Below are 16,892 nucleotides of genomic sequence, written 5' to 3' on the forward strand. Positions count from 1 at the left end.
GAATTTGGTTGCCGCAGCAGTGGTGGCTAACTGCGGTAGCACTTAAACGCTTGACTTATAAATGGGGGCCTTGCGGCGGATTTCAAGCCTGCTCATCAATAGAAGGTGCAACAGGTGCAGGAGCCTTGCTGACCACGACCATTGCCGGGCGCAGCANGCGACCGTTGAGCTGATAGCCCTTCTGGAACACTTTGAATACGCTGTTCGGCTCAAGGTCATGGCTTTCCTGCATGGCCATAGCCTGGTGATGCTCTGCATTGAACGGCTCGCCGCCTTGCGGATCGATGGCCTCCAACTGATAACGCTTCAGGGTGTCCTGGAACATTTTCAGGGTCAGCTCGATCCCTTCGCGCATCGGGCGGATGTTTTCGTCGGCCGCGTTGGACAACTCAAGGCCACGCTCCAGGCTGTCGATAATCGGCAGCAGGTCATTGGCGAATTTTTCCAACGCGAATTTGTGAGCCTTTTCGACATCCTGCTCGGCGCGGCGGCGGACGTTCTGCAGATCGGCAGCAACACGCAAAGACTGATCCTGAGCNCCAGCCAATTGCTCTTCGAGCACTTGTACACGAGCCGCCAGTTCAGCACCCGAATCCTGGGCAGCCTGATCGGCGTCTAGAGTTTGCGTATCCTGCGTCTGTTCGTCAGCCATAGATTTCTCCTTTCAATAACGTCCGCGAGCTCAACTCGCGCTTCTGTCCCGGTATATGGGGCCGCAAAAATCAGCTTCAAGGGGTGGGCTGCGATTAACCCTACAAAAAACGCTGCATTGTGATTGCGCGTCGACCAGGTATTTCGTCAGACCGAGTCGATCGAGCTATTCAGGGGCATTGTCAGCTGCAAATAAAACACTGTATAAATAACCAGACCTAACGCCTGGGAGCGGCCGTCATGCTCGTGCACCTGTCTGTACATAACTACGCCATCGTTGAACATCTGGATCTCGAACTGGATCGCGGGATGAGCGTAATCACAGGCGAAACCGGCGCCGGTAAATCGATCATGCTCGACGCCTTGGGCCTTACTCTNGGCGACCGCGCCGACAGCGGCGTGGTCCGTCCCGGCGCCGACAAGGCCGACATTCTCGCAACCTTCGACCTGGTCGACATCCCGGAAGCCAGCGCCTGGCTGGCTGAGCGCGACCTGGAGAGCGACGGTCCGTGCATCCTGCGCCGGGTCATCACCGCCGAAGGACGCTCTCGCGGCTATATCAACGGTACGCCTTGCCCCCTTGGCGACTTGAAAGCCCTCGGCGAATTGCTGATCGATATCCACAGCCAGCATGAACACCAATCCCTGCTGAAAACCGACACCCATCGCCGTTTGCTCGACGAATACGCTGGCGCCACTGACCTCGCCCGCCAGGTGCAACTGGCTGCCCAGCGCTGGCGCCAGACTCGCCAGGAACTGGAGCGCCTCTCCAATTCCGGCGACGAGCAGCGCGCTCGTCACCAGCTGCTCAGCTATCAGCTCGAAGAGCTCGAGAGCCTGGGCCTGGGCGAAACCGAGCTGGAGCAGTTGGAACAGGAACACAAGAACCTGACCAACGCCGAAACCCTGCTGGGTATCTGCCGGCAAGTGGTGGAGCAATGCAGCGAAAGCGATTCCGGCAACGTNCTGAACGCGCTGACCGCCAGCCTCAACCGCCTATCGAGCGTCAATAACTCGATCGGCGCATTGGGTGAAGCCAGCAGCCTGCTGACCAGCGCACAGATACAGGTTGAAGAAGCCGTGGGAGAGCTCAACCGCTTTCTCGACCACTTCGANGCCGACCCGGCGCGCCTTCAGTACCTGGAAGAACGCCTGGATGCGATCTACACCATGGCGCGCAAACACCGCATCCAGCCGACCGAAGTGGCGACGATGCAGCAAAAACTGCTGGATGAAATCGAAACCCTCAACGCCAACGACGAATCCATTGAGCGACTGGGCGACGAACTCGCCTCTTTCGCCCGACATTACCAGGAGAAGGCTCGGGAGCTGAGCGACCTGCGCCATCAAGCCTCGAACAGTCTGGCCAGCGCCGTGGAACAGGAAATCCAGCGACTGGGCATGCCCGGCGGGCGCTTCACAATCGAATTACGCCCTAACAGTAGCGACGAACTGCTGCCTAATGGACTGGAGCAGGTAGAGCTGCTGGTCAGCGCCAACCCCGGCCAGCCATTGAAAGCCTTGGCCAAAGTGGCCTCGGGTGGCGAACTGTCACGGATCAGCCTTGCTATTCAAGTGATCACCGCGCAGACCTCACGTGTACCGACGCTGGTGTTCGACGAAGTCGACGTCGGCATCGGCGGCCCAACCGCCGAGATCGTTGGCCAGTTACTGCGTCGTCTCGGTGAACGCGGGCAGGTGCTGACGGTGACCCACTTGCCGCAAGTGGCCGCCCAGGGCCATCAACATCTATTCGTGCACAAGGTGCGCGGCGAAGAGGCGACCCACACGGCTGTTTCCAAACTGAGCAAGAATGAGCGCGTTGAAGAAGTGGCGCGGATGCTGGGCGGCATCGATCTGACCAAGGAATCCCTGGCTCACGCGAAAAAAATGGTCGTTACCGCAAAGATTTAAGGACGGCACAAAGCACGAAGGCGACCCAGGGGTCGCCTTCGCTCGTTTCGCGAATGTGAAATTCGCGCGACATGCTTACTTTTTCTTGCGCACGTACAGCACCAGATTGTGATCAACCATCTCGAAGCCGTACTTATCGACGATGGCTTTCTGCAGGCGCTCGATTTCTTCGTCGAAGAATTCGATCACTTCGCTGGTTTCGACGTTGACCATATGGTCGTGATGCTTGCCGTCATCCAGCTCGAAGACCGCATGGCCCCCGTCGAAGTTGTGCCGCACCACAAGGCCAGCTGCCTCGAACTGAGTCAGCACACGGTAAACCGTGGCCAGGCCAACGTCCTCGTTAGACTCCATCAGCGCCTTGTAAACATCTTCGGCACTCATGTGGCGCTGCTCAGCAGAATCGAGCATTTGTAGAATCTTGACTCGTGGCAGAGTCACTTTAAGACCGGCTTTGCGTAGTTCGCTATTTTCAACCATGGTTAGCTTTCTCGCGGATGCTGCTTCGCAGCTTCTCTTAATACGGGTATGATCGGCGTTTACGTTGTCCCAGCCAAGATAGTGGAAGTCGCCCACCGATGCAAAACACCAAGCTCTTGCTAACCAGTTTCACCCTTGTGGGACTGCTCGCACTCGCCGGTTGTTCATTCCCCGGGGTTTACAAAATCGACATCCAGCAGGGCAATGTCGTCACGCAGGACATGATAGACCAGTTACGTCCGGGAATGACCCGACGGCAAGTACGGTTTATCATGGGCAACCCCCTGCTGACCGACACTTTTCATGCCGATCGCTGGGATTATCTCTACAGCATCCAGCCAGGTGGCGGTGAACGCCAACAGGAACGCATTAGCGTTATCTTCAACCCAAATGATCAACTTGTCAGCCTCTCTGGTGATTTCATGCCAGGCGTGAGCCGCGACGAAGCCATTCTCGGCAAGGACAGTGGCACAACAGTCACTGCACCAGCAGAAAACGCCGAGAAGCCGAAACCGGAAAAACCGGTCAAGCCAGGTTCGTTGCTGGANCAGATCCAGAAGGACGTGGATGGCGTGCAAACCGTTCCGGTCCCGACGCCACAGCCTCTGGACACCTCGCCGCAATAATTTGCGACGCAATAAAAAACCCGGCATGTCCGGGTTTTTTATTGTCTGGCGTTTGGTCGATTCACTGATTCCGGGCTTTGGCCTCGGCAGCCTTGGCGGCACGCAGCCGACGAACTTCCTTCGGATCCGCCAGCAATGGCCGGTAAATCTCGATGCGATCACCCGCCTGGACAGGTCGACTGCCCGCATCAGTGATCACTTTACCGAAGATCCCCACCGGGCAATTGGCCAGATCCAGCTCCGCAAAGGACTCGCCAATGCCTGACGCCAGCAAAGCCCCGCGTACTGTCGTTCCGTCTGGCACCGACACCGGGAGAAGCACCTGACGATCAACGGCGGCGTAGGCCACCTCGACGTCAACCATCGGATCAACCATGCATTTGTTTGGCGCGCTGGCAAAACGCGTCCACCAGCGTGTTTGCGGCCTGATTGAACAGCGGCCCCAAGGTTGCGCGAATAATCGGCCCGGCGTAATCGAAGGACAGGTCCAGACTGATCTTGCAGGCCTTTTCGCCCAACGGCTTGAACACCCAAATGCCGTGCAACTGGGTGAAAGGTCCTTCCTCGAGGTTCATCTCGATTGAATGGCCGGGCACTAAAGTGTTTCGGGTGACGAAATGCTGACTCAACCCACCCTTGGCCACGCCGACGCTGGCACGCATGTGTTCGGGAGTGCTTTCCAGCACTTCGGCGGTGGAACACCACGGCAGAAATTCCGGGTAACGCGCAACGTCGTTGACCAGGTCATAGAGCGCCTGCGCCGGATAAGGCAGTAAGGCCGAACGTTGAATGTGTGTCGTCATGTCAGCGTCACTTCCACAGCTGTGCGGCAAACACTACGAGAATGCCGATGGGCGCCACATAGCGCATCAAGAACAAGGACAAGGCGAACAACGCAGGGCTGCGGATCGACAACTCGTCGCGTACCGCTTCACGCCCCATCACCCAGCCTGCAAACACCACGAAACACAAACCACCGAGTGGCAACATGATCCGCGACGTGAAGAAATCGATCACGCCAAAGAAGTCCAGGCCGCCTGCGGCACCCCATTGATAGAGATGGAACATCCCGCCTTCGTTCACGAAAAATTTGGCTTCCTTCCAGATATTGAAGGAAAACACCGTGCCCAGGCCCACGAACCAGCAGATAAATGCCAACCAGAAAGTCACCCAAGCGCGGCTGACTTTGGTGCGCTCAACCAGGTAAGCCACCATCGGCTCGAGCAGGGAAATCGCCGAGCTCCAGGCAGCCACCGCGACCAGTACGAAGAACACTACGCCCATCAACTGGCCGAACGCTACGTTACCGAAGGCAAATGGCAGGCTGACAAACATCAGGCCCGGGCCTTCGCTCGGGTTCAAGCCCGCAGCGAACACAATCGGAAACAATGCCAGACCAGCCACCAGCGAAACGAAGGTGTCGAGCAGCGCCACGCCGACCACGGTGCCGGAGATCGACGAATGCTTGGGCATGTAAGCGCCGTAAATCATGATCGAACCGACGCCCACGCTCAGGGAGAAGAACGCGTGCCCCATGGCCGGCAGCAAGCCATCGAGTACTTTTTCCGGGTGGAAGTCGAACATGAAATGCACGCCTTCCATGAAATGCCCGGTGGTCATGCTGTAGCCCAGCAGCACCAGAATCATCACAAAGAGCAGCGGCATCATGATCCGCAGGCTGCGTTCAAGCCCGGCGACTACGCCTTTGGCGATGACGACGGCAGACAGCAGCATGAAAATCGTATGCCAAAGTGTCAGGCGCCATGGATCGGCGATCACATTGCCAAAGTACGCGCCGACCTGATCGGGCGTTGCTCCCTGAAAGTCGCCACGGCCCATGTCGATGATGTAATCCAGCGACCAGCCGCCAACCACACTATAGAAAGACAGGATCAGCAACGCCGTAATCATCCCGGCGAATGCGCCCCAGGACCACTTGCCCGAGTGTCCTGCCTCCACCGCCAGCACCTTCAAGGCGTTGGCCGGGCTCTGCCGCGCGCGGCGGCCTATCAGGGTTTCGGCCAGCATGACCGGCACACCGATCAGCGCGATACAGGCCAGGAACATCAGCACGAAGGCGCCGCCGCCGTAGACGCCGACCATGTACGGGAATTTCCAGATACTACCCAGGCCCACGGCCGAACCGGTCGCGGCGAGTATGAAGACCCAGCGGCTAGCCCAACTGCCGTGGACAGAAACCTTGTCTGTCGACATCGTTATCACGCCCAAGCGTTCAAAAAAGAGGCCGCATTGTCCGGGATTCAATCAACCTGCTCAAGCACGCAGGTTGACCGTAGCCGACACGCTCGCAACTCCCTATAATGCCGCCCCTATGGCTAAACAAAAGAAACACCCTACAGGGACCATCGCGCAAAATAAAAAGGCGCGACACGATTACTTCATCGAACATCGGTTCGAGGCTGGTCTGGTCCTGGCCGGCTGGGAAGTAAAGAGTCTGCGCGCGAGCAAGCTGCAACTGGTTGACAGTTACGTGCTGCTCAAGGATGGCGAAGCCTGGCTGCTCGGCAGCCACATTACGCCACTGATGACCGCCAGCACCCACGTCATCGCCGATCCGACCCGCACCCGCAAATTGCTGCTCAACCGCCGCGAGCTGGAAAAGCTGGCCTCCGCCGTACAGCAGAAAGGCTATGCCTGCATCTGCCTGTCCTGGTACTGGAGCAAGCACCTGGTCAAGTGCGAGATCGCGCTCGGCAAGGGCAAAAAGGAATACGACAAGCGTGATACCGAACGCGAACGCGATGCCGGTCGCGAATTGCAGCGTGCGGTGCGTAACAAGGGCAAGGAAGACTAACTCTCTTTTCGCCCAAGACCGCCANACACTCACTACAAATCTCGCTAACTACATCCCCTTGCGCCGCTCCGCCCGGGCCATGCGCTGAACTTCCTGACGCACTTCTTCCANCACTTCCTGCACATACAACAGGTGACGTGTTGAGACTTCCCGNGCCTGTTCCGCCCGCCCTTCGATAATCGCCAGGTACAACTCCCGGTGCTGCGTGATCAGCATGTCGCGGGTTTCCGTGCGCTGCTTGTACATGCCGCCAATGTTGGTCACCACGTTGCGCTTGAGCAGATCAAACAGTCCGCGAATGGTGTGCAGCAACACCGCGTTATGACTGGCCTCAGCGATGGCCAAGTGAAANTTCGCATCCGCCGCGCCCTCTTCCGCCCGACTCACCTCATCGTGACGCGTGTAGCAGTCCTGCAACTGATTGAAAGCCGCCGTCAGTCGCTCGCGATCGACATCCGTGGCGCGCAGTGCCGCGTAATACGCGCAGGACGCCTCCAGCGTATGGCGAAACTCCAGCAGATCGCGCTGGGCTTCCGGGTTGCTTTCCAGCAGATGCAACAGCGGATCGCTGAAGGTCGAACCCAGCGACTCCACCACATAATTGCCGCCCCCCTGGCGGCTGACCAACAGCCCCTTGGCCGCCAGCTTCTGAATCGCCTCACGCAACGAAGGGCGCGACACGCCAAACTGCTCAGCCAAAGCGCGCTCGGCCGGCAAGCGCTCGCCCGACTTCAGCGTGCCCTCAAGGATCATGCCCTCGAGCTGCTCGACAATATCGTCAGACAAACGGCGCTGACGCACCTGATCAAACCCCATAACTCAATTCTCCACGGTCCCGACGGCTCGCCGGGCCCTCTATTCTGGCCTATCGGCGCTGTGCCAGCACCTACCAGACGGCATTTGTTAAAGCGGATCACGCCCACGTTTTGGCGCTTATTCGACAAAAGTTTTAGGGCGACAAATTGACACACCGCATACAAGGCTTTTACCCTAGCCAACAGCGATTGTAAATTGGTATTACCAATTATCCAAGAACGCTGANCAGTGCCTGACCAACAACAATTAGGGGCCACCCCACATGCAAACCTGGCAACAGCTCTATACCCCGCTCGGCAGCCTTGGCGTCTCCGCGCTCGCGGCCGTTATCCCCATCGTGTTTTTCTTCCTGGCGTTGGCGGTGTTCCGCCTCAAAGGCCATGTGGCCGGCAGCATCACCCTGGCGTTGTCCATCGCCGTTGCAATCTTTGCCTTCCAGATGCCGGTCGATATGGCCTTCGCCGCCGCAGGCTATGGCTTTGCCTACGGTCTGTGGCCGATTGCCTGGATCATTGTCGCGGCCGTGTTCCTCTACAAACTGACGGTCAAGAGTGGTCAGTTCGAAGTGATTCGCAGCTCGGTGTTGTCGATCACCGACGATCAGCGCCTTCAGGTGCTGTTGATCGGTTTCTGCTTCGGCGCGTTCCTCGAAGGTGCGGCCGGTTTCGGTGCGCCGGTAGCGATTACCGCCGCGCTGCTTGTNGGCCTGGGTTTCAACCCGCTGTATGCCGCCGGCTTGTGCCTGATCGCCAACACCGCGCCTGTAGCCTTTGGCGCGCTGGGCATTCCGATCATCGTCGCCGGCCAAGTAACCGGCATTGATTCCTTCAAAATCGGCGCCATGGCCGGCCGCCAACTGCCGTTGCTGTCGCTGTTTGTACCGTTCTGGCTGGTGTTCATGATGGACGGCCTGCGCGGCGTTCGCGAAACCTGGCCGGCGGCGCTGGTGGCAGGCTTGAGCTTTGCCGTCACCCAATATTTCACGTCCAACTTCATCGGCCCGGAACTGCCGGACATCACCTCGGCCCTCGTCAGCCTGGTAGCCCTGACCCTGTTCCTGAAAGTCTGGCAGCCAAAACGCGCCGCCGGCCAACACATCGCCGGTGCCGTCTCGGCGTCCGTGGTGACCGCCAGCGCCGGCGGTTTCGGTCAGCCGCGCACCAGCGTCGCGTCGCCTTACAGCCTGTTCGAAATCGTCAAAGCCTGGTCGCCGTTCCTGATCCTCACCGTGCTGGTCACCATCTGGACCCTGAAACCGTTCAAGGCCATGTTCGCCGCCGGCGGTTCGATGTACAGCTGGGTGTTCAACTTCGCCATCCCGCACCTGGATCAGATGGTGATCAAGGTCGCGCCGATCGTGACTGCGCCGACCGCCATTCCAGCGGTGTTCAAACTGGACCCGATNTCTGCAACGGGCACCGCGATTTTCTTCTCCGCGCTGATCTCGATGCTGGTGCTGAAGATCAACTTCAAAACTGGTCTTACCACTTTGAGAGAGACCTTCTACGAACTGCGCTGGCCGATTCTGTCGATCGGCATGGTGTTGGCGTTCGCCTTCGTCACCAACTACTCGGGCATGTCTTCGACCATGGCACTGGTATTGGCAGGCACTGGCGCGGCGTTCCCGTTCTTCTCGCCGTTCCTCGGCTGGCTGGGCGTGTTCCTGACCGGTTCCGATACGTCGTCCAACGCGCTGTTCAGTTCGCTGCAAGCGACCACCGCGCACCAGATCGGTGTGAGCGATGTGCTGTTGGTGGCGGCAAACACCAGCGGCGGCGTGACCGGCAANATGATCTCGCCGCAATCAATCGCCGTGGCGTGCGCCGCCACCGGTCTGGTAGGCAAAGAATCCGATCTGTTCCGCTTCACCCTCAAGCACAGCCTGTTCTTCGCCACCATCGTCGGCCTGATCACCTACGTCCAGGCCTACTGGCTCACTGGCATGTTGGTGCACTAGGGACTACAAGCCACATCGAAAAAACCGACGCCGGACCACGATTCCGGCGTCAGCTATTCACAACCCGGTCTGTAAGGCTGCTGAAAGCTTCCCTCTCTATATTCAGCAGCCTCAGCGGACGGATAACCGGGCCCACCCGGAGACACGCCTGATGAGCGAGCTTTTTTACAACGCCGTGCCGAACGCGACCCGCGTCGCCCCGCCACTGCCCGAACCTCGACAATACCCCAGCGAGAAACCGTCTCGGGTCTACCTGTTCGGGACCTGCGTGGTGGACTTGTTCTACCCCGAAGCCGGGATGGACGCGATTCACTTGCTAGAACGTGAAGGCATTCGTGTCGAGTACCCGCAAGGGCAGAGCTGCTGCGGACAACCGGCCTACACCTCGGGTTACACCGAGCAGGCAAGGACCGTGGCGCGCTCGCAACTGGCGCTGTTCGCCGGGGATTACCCGGTGGTGGTGCCGTCGGGATCCTGTGCCGGGATGTTGCGCGAACACTACGCCGACTTGTTCAAGGACGAGCCGCAGACGTTGAAACAGGTTCAGGCGCTGGCGGCCCGGACTTACGAACTGGCCGAGTTCCTGTTGTTCGTCTGCAAGGTGCAGCTCAAGGACAGCGGTGAGCCGGTAAAAGTGGCGTTGCACACCTCGTGTTCGGCACGCCGTGAGATGAACACCCACTTGCATGGCCGCGAGTTGTTGGCGCAGTTGGGCAACGTGGAACGCGTCGATCACAGCCACGAAAGTGAATGCTGTGGCTTCGGTGGGACTTTCAGCGTCCGTATGCCAGATATTTCCGGCGCGATGGTGGCTGACAAGACAAGGTCGTTGAAGGAATCCGGCGCACACAAGGTCCTCAGTGCCGATTGCGGTTGCCTGATGAACATCAACGGCTCGCTGGAGAAACAGAAGGAAGCGTTGCGCGGCCAACACCTGGCCAGTTTCCTTTGGCAGCGAACCGGAGGTGTTCTATGAACGCTTCCGCGATTATTCCTACGGTTGCCGTGGAAGAAGATTTTCGCACCCGGGCTCACAAAGCATTGGGTGACAAGCAGCTGCGAAACAACTTTCGCACTGCGATGGATTCTCTGATGACAAAACGGGCAGCGTCTTTCAGCGATGCCCATGAAAGAGAACATTTGCGAGCGCTGGGCAATGCTGTCCGCGCCCGTGCGTTATCCAAGTTGCCCGACCTGCTCGAGCAGCTTGAACAGAACCTGACCCGCAACGGTGTGACAGTGCACTGGGCGGAAACGGTGGACGAAGCCAATGGCATCGTCCTCTCGATCATCCGCGCTCACGAGGGGCGGCAAGTGATCAAGGGCAAATCGATGGTCAGCGAAGAGATGGAGATGAATCACTTCCTCGCTGATCGGGGCATTGAATGCCTGGAATCGGACATGGGCGAGTACATCGTCCAGCTCGACCACGAGAAGCCTTCACACATTATTATGCCGGCGATCCACAAGAACGCCGGTCAGGTCGCGTCCTTGTTCCACGACAAACTTGGCGTGGAGTACACCAAGGACGTTGACCAACTCATTCAGATCGGTCGCAAAGTCTTGCGACAGAAATTCTTCGAAGCGGACATCGGCGTCTCCGGCGTCAACTTCGCCGTGGCCGAAACCGGCACCTTGCTGCTGGTGGAGAACGAAGGCAACGGCCGCATGACCACCACGGTGCCGCCCGTGCACATCGCCGTCACCGGCATCGAAAAAGTCGTGGAAAACCTGCGCGACGTGGTGCCGCTGTTGTCGCTGCTGACGCGCTCGGCTCTCGGCCAGCCGATCACCACTTACGTCAACATGATCTCCGGCCCGCGCAAGGAACATGAACTCGACGGTCCGCAGGAAGTGCACCTGGTCTTGCTCGACAACGGTCGCAGCCAGGCCTTCGCCGACAGCGAATTGCGCCAGACCCTGAACTGCATTCGCTGCGGCGCCTGTATGAATCATTGCCCGGTCTACACCCGAATCGGCGGCCACGCCTATGGGGAGGTTTACCCCGGGCCTATCGGAAAAATCATCACCCCGCACATGGTCGGTCTGGCGAACGTCCCGGACCACCCGAGCGCGTCGTCGTTGTGTGGTGCTTGCGGGGAGGTCTGCCCGGTAAAAATTCCGATCCCGGCGCTGCTGCGTCGCCTGCGGGAAGAAAACGTCAAAGCCCCGGACAGTCCGCATCAAGTGATGCGTGGCCAGGGCAGCAAATATTCGCGCAAGGAACGTTTTATCTGGAACGCTTGGGCCAGACTCAACAGTTCGCCAACGCTGTATCGTCTGTTCGGCTTTTTCGCCACACGACTGCGTGCCCTGGCACCGAACAATGTTGGCCCGTGGACGCAAAACCACAGCGCACCAAAACCCGCCGCCCGCTCACTGCATGACATGGCCCGCGAGCATCTGGCCAAACAGGGAGATCGTTGATGAGCGCCAAGCAAAACATCCTCGCCAAGCTGCGGAAAAGTCTGACAGGCACAACGCCGGTGCCTGACACGTTCGACGTCGACCTGGTGACTGCGCCTTACACCTACACCGCCGAACAACGTATCCCGCAACTGCGCAAACTGATGGAAGCGGTGCACACCGAAATCCACCTGACGTCCGGCAAAGGTTGGCCGGCGCTGCTCGCACAGTTGCTGCGAGACCGTCAGTTGCCGAGCTTGTTGATCGCGCCGACTACGCCTCATGGGCAACGCGTCACTCAACACTGGGCGAACAATCCAGGTCTGCCGACTCTCAAGTCCTACGACCGCCCGGTGGAAGAGTGGAAAGCCGAGTTGTTCAACGACACCCCTGCCAGCCTGACCACCACCCTCGGCGCAATCGCCGCCACCGGTAGCCTGATTCTCTGGCCGACACCGGAAGAACCGCGCCTGATGAGCCTGGTGCCGCCGGTGCATTTTGCCCTGCTAAAGGCCAGTGAAATCCGCGACAACTTCTATCAGGTCCAGCAGGAATTCAACTGGGCGCAAGGCATGCCGACCAACGCCCTGCTGGTGTCCGGCCCGTCGAAAACCGCTGATATCGAGCAAGTCCTGGCCTACGGCGCGCACGGTCCGAAAGACCTGGTGGTTTTGATTCTGGAGGACCAATGACTCTACCGGCGGCTTTCCTGCGAGATGCGCAGCAACTGATCCCCCAAGAGCGGCGCTTCGACGATCCACTTTCCACCCTCGCCTTCGGCACCGACGCCAGTTTTTACCGACTGATCCCACAGCTGGTGATTCGGGTCGAGTCCGAAGACGAAGTCGTCGCGCTGCTCAAACTGGCGCAACGTGATCAGGTCCCGGTGACCTTCCGCGCGGCCGGCACCAGCCTGTCCGGCCAGGCCATCAGCGATTCGGTGCTGATCGTGCTTGGGGATAACTGGAACGGTCGCGAGATNCGCGGGCAAGGCACGCAGATCCGCCTGCAACCCGGCGTGATCGGCGCGCAAGCCAATGCCTGGCTGGCACCGTTCGGGCGCAAGATCGGGCCGGACCCGGCATCGATCAATGCCTGCAAAATTGGCGGCATTGTCGCCAACAACGCCAGCGGCATGTGCTGCGGCACCGCGCAAAACACCTATCACACCCTGGCAGGTATTCGTCTGGTGCTGGCCGACGGCAGCCGTCTCGATACCGAAGATGCGGCGAGCGTTGCGGCGTTTCGCCAGAGCCACGCCGCGCTGCTTGAACGTCTGGCAACATTGGGCCGCGAGACCCGCGCCAATGCCGAACTGGCTGCGAAAATCCGCCACAAATACCGTCTGAAAAACACCACAGGCCTGTCACTCAATGCTCTGGTGGATTTCGACGAGCCACTGGATATCCTCAGCCATCTGCTGGTGGGTTCCGAAGGCACCCTCGGCTTTATCAGCGCAGTGACTTACGACACCGTCATTGATCACCCGAATAANGCCTCGGCGCTGATCGTGTTCCCGGACGTGGAAACCTGCTGCAACGCCGTCACCGTGCTGAAAAGCCAACCAGTATCGGCAGTCGAACTGTTGGACCGTCGCAGCCTGCGTTCGGTACAGGACAAACCGGGCATGCCCGCTTTCGTACAGCAGCTATCGGAAAATGCCTGCGCACTGCTGATTGAATCCCGCGCCGCGTCGCCGGCGTTGCTGCATGAGCAACTGGGGCTGATCATGGCGTCCCTGGCTGCATTCCCTGTGGAAAAACAAGTCGACTTCACCGAAGACCCCGTAGAAAACGCCCGCCTGTGGGCTATCCGCAAAGACACCTTCCCGGCCGTTGGCGCGGTGCGTAAAACCGGCACCACGGTCATCATCGAAGACGTGACCTTCCCGGTCGAGCAACTGGCCACCGGTGTAAACCGCTTGATCGCGCTGTTCGACAAACATCACTACGACGAAGCCATCCTTTTCGGACATGCCCTAGAAGGCAATCTGCACTTTGTATTCACCCAAGGTTTCAACAGCAGCGAAGAAGTCGCACGCTATCAAGCGTTCATGGACGATGTCGCGCAACTGGTGGCGGTGGAATTTGGCGGCTCGCTGAAAGCCGAACACGGCACCGGCCGCAACATGGCACCGTTCGTTGAGCTGGAATGGGGCAGTGATGCCTATCAGCTGATGTGGCAGCTCAAACGCCTGCTCGACCCTAACGGCATTCTCAACCCCGACGTGGTGCTCAGCGAAGACCCGCAAATCCACCTCAAGCACCTCAAACCATTGCCCGCTGCCGACGAGCTTGTGGATAAGTGCATCGAGTGTGGTTTCTGCGAGCCGGTCTGCCCATCGAAAGGTCTGACGTTGAGCCCACGCCAGCGCATTGTGATCTGGCGCGACATTCAGGCGAAGAAACGTGCGGGCGTCGATACCACCGAACTGGAAGCGGCCTATCACTATCAAGGCATCGACACCTGCGCCGCCACCGGGTTATGCGCCCAACGTTGCCCTGTAGGCATCAACACCGGTGAGCTGGTGAAAAAGCTTCGCAGCCGCAAAGCGACGCATACGAAAACCGCCAACTGGCTTGAAGGAAATTTCGCCACCGCGCTGCAAGGCGCGCGCTTCACCCTGCACGTGGCCAACGGTGCGCGGATGCTGCTGGGCGCACCGCGTCTGGCCAAGTTGTCGGCGACGTTGACCAAGCTGTCCAAAGGTCAGGTCCCGCAGTGGAGCAACGCCATGCCGCATCCGGAAAAAGCCATTCGCTTCAGTCCGGCCGTGACAGACCCGCGCCCGCGCGTGGTCTACCTGGCGGCCTGTGTCTCACGCGCCATGGGCCCGGCAGCGGGTGATAAAGAGCAGATGTCGCTGTACGACAAAACCCGGGGCCTACTGGAAAAAGCCGGTTACCAAGTGGTCTTCCCCGACAACCAGGACAGCCTCTGCTGCGGTCAGCCGTTTGCGTCAAAAGGTTACGCCGAACAGGCTGAACACAAACGCCAGGAACTGATCGGCGCGCTGCTGCACGCCAGTCGCGGCGGGCTCGACCCGATCTATTGCGACACCAGCCCCTGCACCCTGAGCCTGGTTCAGGATCTGGGCGAAGTCCGACTGGACCTGTACGACCCGGTGCGATTCATCCGTACGCATTTGATGGATCGCCTGGATTTCACACCGCAGGAAGCGCCGATCGCGGTGCACGTCACTTGCAGCACCCAGCACCTTGGCGAGAGCCAGGCGTTGATCGATCTGGCGCGCAGATGCAGCAAAAACGTGGTCATTCCCGAGGGCATTCATTGCTGTGGTTTTGCAGGGGACAAGGGTTTCACCACGCCGGAGTTGAATGCTCATTCGCTGCGCACGCTCAAGGACGCGGTGCAGCAGTGCAGCGAGGGGATTTCCACCAGTCGCACTTGTGAGATCGGACTGACGCAATACGGCGGAATCGATTATCACGGACTAGTCTATTTGGTGGACCGGGTAACGCAGGCAAGGGTTACGCAACAAAAATAGAACCCTGACGCGCTGCCACAGTCNCTCATTAATGCACTGCTGTTGCGCCAATCTTCTCGACACGCCTTCAAAAAAAAACCGAACTCCAGCATGCGGCTATAGTCATTTAGCTAGGCCCTGTGAACGGGCTTATAACCACCTCGGCCAGCAGCCTACTTCACCGGCAGCACCGAGCCCTCATGCGCAAGGAGATACCCATGAAGCACTCTGCAATTGCTGGATTGTTCATCACCACCGCACTGTTGGCCTCGCCGGTGTTTGCGGCAGATAAAGACCTTTGCAAACAAAACATAAGCCAAATTCAGCAGGTACTGGACTCTGATCCCGCCACATCAGAAAACGCCAAGGACAACATACAAGCCGGTTTGGACAAAGCAAAAGCAGCCCAAGCCGCAGGGGACGACAAGGGGTGCGTTGGAATCACTAGCGGTTTGCTTGAGAAAATTCAAACGCGAAACCCAACCAACAAGTAATCCCGTGTGACCAGGCCAACCTTCGGGTTGGCCTTATCCACCGCGGTGGCGCACACGGCGCGGGCGTGTTGTTCACTTTGAATCACAGAGCAACAGGCTCGGGGCCGTTCAGGATTTCGGCACTCAATATGAAGCAAATCAAAACCCGCCAATTGCGGGTTTTGTTGTATCTGGGGTTTGGCAACCCTCTTTATTGCCATTACACCTATCAAATATTTTTTCATAGCCTTTTATGCAACAACCGAATTCTTGAGCATTGCCGCAGTCTTTTAAGTAGGCCCCATCAATCGTGGCTTATGTTGCGACCTCGGCGGAGCCGCCCGCTTATATGGCAGCACCGAGACCATCAGTTCTAGGAGATATCCATGAAACGTACCGCACTCGCTGGTCTGTTCATTTCTGCTGCAATGCTGGCCTCTCCCGTATTTGCTGCGGACAACGACCTTTGTACGAGCAAACTGCAGGAGCTCGAAGCCAAAGTGAATACGCTACCAGCGACCTCCACCAACGCACCGGAGATCAAAAGGCTGCTGGCCAGCGCCAAAACTTCAAAAGCCGCCGGGGACGACAAAAAATGCGCCACCGAGGCCATCCAGGCATTGGCGCTGACAAACTGAGCAACGAACCCAACCCATAATCACTCGCGGCCAACCTTCGGGTTGGCCTTCTCACGCGTTTGGCGTACACTGCGCAGGCTTGTTGCTCACNATGAAACAACGAGTTACAAGCACGGGGCCGTTTAGGATTCGACGCCGGTCGCGAAACTTTAGGTGCATGCCGAGTTGGTAACAGAACTCGTAAATCCACTGTTGCAACTTCTTATAGTTGCCAATGACGAAAACTACGGCCAGGAATTCGCTCTCGCTGCGTAAGCAGCCTTAGCCCTGAGCTTCTGGTACCTTCGGGTCCAGCAATCACCAGGGGATGTCTGTAAACCCAAAGTGATTGTCATATAGAACAGAATCGCCGTGCAGTACGTTGTGGACGAAGCGGCTAAAACTTACACAACTCGCCCAAAGCACCCTGCCCTTCGGGTCGCTGAGGGTTAACTTAATAGAAACGGCTACGCATGTAGTACCGACAGCGGAGTACTGGCGGACGGGGGTTCAAATCCCCCCGGCTCCACCACTTCATCATCTAAAGACGTCCACGGACGTCTTTTTTTGTGCCTGAAACCCAGTGAAATCAAGGCTTTAGGGTCTATTAGCGTCCATGGACGTCCGACACAAGCCACGACACTGGGTAT

General features: G+C 58.5%; 16 protein-coding genes and 1 other RNA gene. 11 read left to right on the forward strand and 6 right to left on the reverse strand.

Translation table 11 applies throughout. The features are described from left to right. Positions 1-82: 82 nt before the first annotated feature. Positions 83-652, reverse strand: a complete 570-nt coding sequence (grpE, locus tag B7L09_RS13135) for a nucleotide exchange factor GrpE (protein WP_094469187.1) — start codon at positions 650-652, stop codon at positions 83-85. A 239-nt stretch (positions 653-891) separates the two neighbouring features. Between grpE and recN the strand changes: the two genes are divergently transcribed. Then, positions 892-2,565 (forward strand): DNA repair protein RecN, encoded by a 1,674-nt coding sequence (gene recN / locus B7L09_RS13140; protein WP_094469188.1) that lies wholly within the window; start codon positions 892-894, stop codon positions 2,563-2,565. Between the two features lie 75 nt (positions 2,566-2,640). Here the strand turns inward: recN and fur are convergent, their stop codons facing one another. Then, positions 2,641-3,045, reverse strand: a complete 405-nt coding sequence (fur, locus tag B7L09_RS13145; RefSeq protein ID WP_094469189.1) for a ferric iron uptake transcriptional regulator — start codon at positions 3,043-3,045, stop codon at positions 2,641-2,643. Between the two features lie 98 nt (positions 3,046-3,143). On the opposite strand from fur, the gene B7L09_RS13150 reads away from it, so the two are divergent. Beyond that, the gene (locus B7L09_RS13150) at positions 3,144-3,671 is read left to right on the forward strand and encodes an outer membrane protein assembly factor BamE (protein ID WP_094469190.1); all 528 of its coding nucleotides are present in this window, start codon (positions 3,144-3,146) and stop codon (positions 3,669-3,671) included. A 61-nt stretch (positions 3,672-3,732) separates the two neighbouring features. Here B7L09_RS13150 and B7L09_RS13155 read toward each other — a convergent pair whose 3' ends face one another. From B7L09_RS13155 to B7L09_RS13165, 3 genes are read right to left on the reverse strand one after another with little or no spacing between them, the layout of a single operon-like run. Next, positions 3,733-4,047, reverse strand: a complete 315-nt coding sequence (locus tag B7L09_RS13155) for an RnfH family protein (RefSeq protein WP_094469191.1) — start codon at positions 4,045-4,047, stop codon at positions 3,733-3,735. Next, complete coding sequence (locus tag B7L09_RS13160; protein WP_094469192.1) at positions 4,040-4,474, reverse strand: type II toxin-antitoxin system RatA family toxin; 435 nt, start codon at positions 4,472-4,474, stop codon at positions 4,040-4,042. The genes B7L09_RS13155 and B7L09_RS13160 overlap by 8 nt, the downstream gene beginning before the upstream one ends. Positions 4,475-4,481: 7 nt before the next feature. Continuing rightward, positions 4,482-5,885, reverse strand: coding sequence for a sodium-dependent transporter (locus B7L09_RS13165; protein WP_094469193.1), 1,404 nt, complete (start codon positions 5,883-5,885; stop codon positions 4,482-4,484). 118 nt (positions 5,886-6,003) lie between these two features. On the opposite strand from B7L09_RS13165, the gene smpB reads away from it, so the two are divergent. Further along, complete coding sequence (gene smpB, locus B7L09_RS13170; protein ID WP_094469194.1) at positions 6,004-6,486, forward strand: SsrA-binding protein SmpB; 483 nt, start codon at positions 6,004-6,006, stop codon at positions 6,484-6,486. 48 nt (positions 6,487-6,534) lie between these two features. Here smpB and B7L09_RS13175 read toward each other — a convergent pair whose 3' ends face one another. Then, positions 6,535-7,302 (reverse strand): GntR family transcriptional regulator, encoded by a 768-nt coding sequence (locus tag B7L09_RS13175; protein WP_094469195.1) that lies wholly within the window; start codon positions 7,300-7,302, stop codon positions 6,535-6,537. A gap of 262 nt (positions 7,303-7,564) precedes the next feature. Here B7L09_RS13175 and B7L09_RS13180 point away from each other — a divergent pair, with 262 nt between their 5' ends. The 8 genes from B7L09_RS13180 (at position 7,565) to ssrA (ending at position 16,774) form a co-directional block, all read left to right on the forward strand. Beyond that, positions 7,565-9,259 (forward strand): lactate permease LctP family transporter, encoded by a 1,695-nt coding sequence (locus B7L09_RS13180; protein WP_094469196.1) that lies wholly within the window; start codon positions 7,565-7,567, stop codon positions 9,257-9,259. Between the two features lie 151 nt (positions 9,260-9,410). Next, the gene (locus B7L09_RS13185; protein ID WP_094469197.1) at positions 9,411-10,235 is read left to right on the forward strand and encodes a (Fe-S)-binding protein; all 825 of its coding nucleotides are present in this window, start codon (positions 9,411-9,413) and stop codon (positions 10,233-10,235) included. Beyond that, positions 10,232-11,686, forward strand: a complete 1,455-nt coding sequence (locus tag B7L09_RS13190) for a LutB/LldF family L-lactate oxidation iron-sulfur protein (protein ID WP_094469198.1) — start codon at positions 10,232-10,234, stop codon at positions 11,684-11,686. Before B7L09_RS13185 ends, B7L09_RS13190 begins: the two co-directional genes overlap by 4 nt. After that, positions 11,686-12,357, forward strand: a complete 672-nt coding sequence (locus B7L09_RS13195) for a LutC/YkgG family protein (RefSeq protein WP_094469199.1) — start codon at positions 11,686-11,688, stop codon at positions 12,355-12,357. The genes B7L09_RS13190 and B7L09_RS13195 overlap by 1 nt, the downstream gene beginning before the upstream one ends. Beyond that, a complete protein-coding gene (locus tag B7L09_RS13200) occupies positions 12,354-15,173 on the forward strand; it encodes an FAD-binding and (Fe-S)-binding domain-containing protein (protein ID WP_094469200.1) in 2,820 nt (939 codons plus the stop codon). Before B7L09_RS13195 ends, B7L09_RS13200 begins: the two co-directional genes overlap by 4 nt. 197 nt (positions 15,174-15,370) lie before the next feature. Continuing rightward, positions 15,371-15,646, forward strand: coding sequence for a PA2433 domain-containing protein (locus tag B7L09_RS13205; RefSeq protein ID WP_010463558.1), 276 nt, complete (start codon positions 15,371-15,373; stop codon positions 15,644-15,646). A gap of 365 nt (positions 15,647-16,011) precedes the next feature. Next, entirely contained in the window at positions 16,012-16,263 is a 252-nt protein-coding gene (locus tag B7L09_RS13210) for a PA2433 domain-containing protein (protein ID WP_094469201.1), read from the forward strand. 114 nt (positions 16,264-16,377) lie between these two features. Beyond that, positions 16,378-16,774, forward strand: a transfer-messenger RNA (tmRNA) gene (gene ssrA / locus B7L09_RS13215). Positions 16,775-16,892 lie beyond the last annotated feature (118 nt).

The organism is Pseudomonas mandelii (assembly GCF_002251635.1).
GTDB lineage: Bacteria > Pseudomonadota > Gammaproteobacteria > Pseudomonadales > Pseudomonadaceae > Aquipseudomonas > Aquipseudomonas mandelii_B.

Excerpts from the sequence above, each read along its gene's own strand:
- fur (WP_094469189.1), bottom strand. The coding sequence starts at position 3,045 with ATGGTTGAAAATAGCGAACTACGCAAAGCCGGTCTTAAAGTGACTCTG.
- B7L09_RS13155 (WP_094469191.1), bottom strand. The coding sequence starts at position 4,047 with ATGGTTGATCCGATGGTTGACGTCGAGGTGGCCTACGCCGCCGTTGAT.
- B7L09_RS13160 (WP_094469192.1), bottom strand. The coding sequence starts at position 4,474 with ATGACGACACACATTCAACGTTCGGCCTTACTGCCTTATCCGGCGCAG.
- B7L09_RS13165 (WP_094469193.1), bottom strand. The coding sequence starts at position 5,885 with ATGTCGACAGACAAGGTTTCTGTCCACGGCAGTTGGGCTAGCCGCTGG.
- smpB (WP_094469194.1), top strand. The coding sequence starts at position 6,004 with ATGGCTAAACAAAAGAAACACCCTACAGGGACCATCGCGCAAAATAAA.
- B7L09_RS13185 (WP_094469197.1), top strand. The coding sequence starts at position 9,411 with ATGAGCGAGCTTTTTTACAACGCCGTGCCGAACGCGACCCGCGTCGCC.
- B7L09_RS13190 (WP_094469198.1), top strand. The coding sequence starts at position 10,232 with ATGAACGCTTCCGCGATTATTCCTACGGTTGCCGTGGAAGAAGATTTT.
- B7L09_RS13195 (WP_094469199.1), top strand. The coding sequence starts at position 11,686 with ATGAGCGCCAAGCAAAACATCCTCGCCAAGCTGCGGAAAAGTCTGACA.
- B7L09_RS13205 (WP_010463558.1), top strand. The coding sequence starts at position 15,371 with ATGAAGCACTCTGCAATTGCTGGATTGTTCATCACCACCGCACTGTTG.
- B7L09_RS13210 (WP_094469201.1), top strand. The coding sequence starts at position 16,012 with ATGAAACGTACCGCACTCGCTGGTCTGTTCATTTCTGCTGCAATGCTG.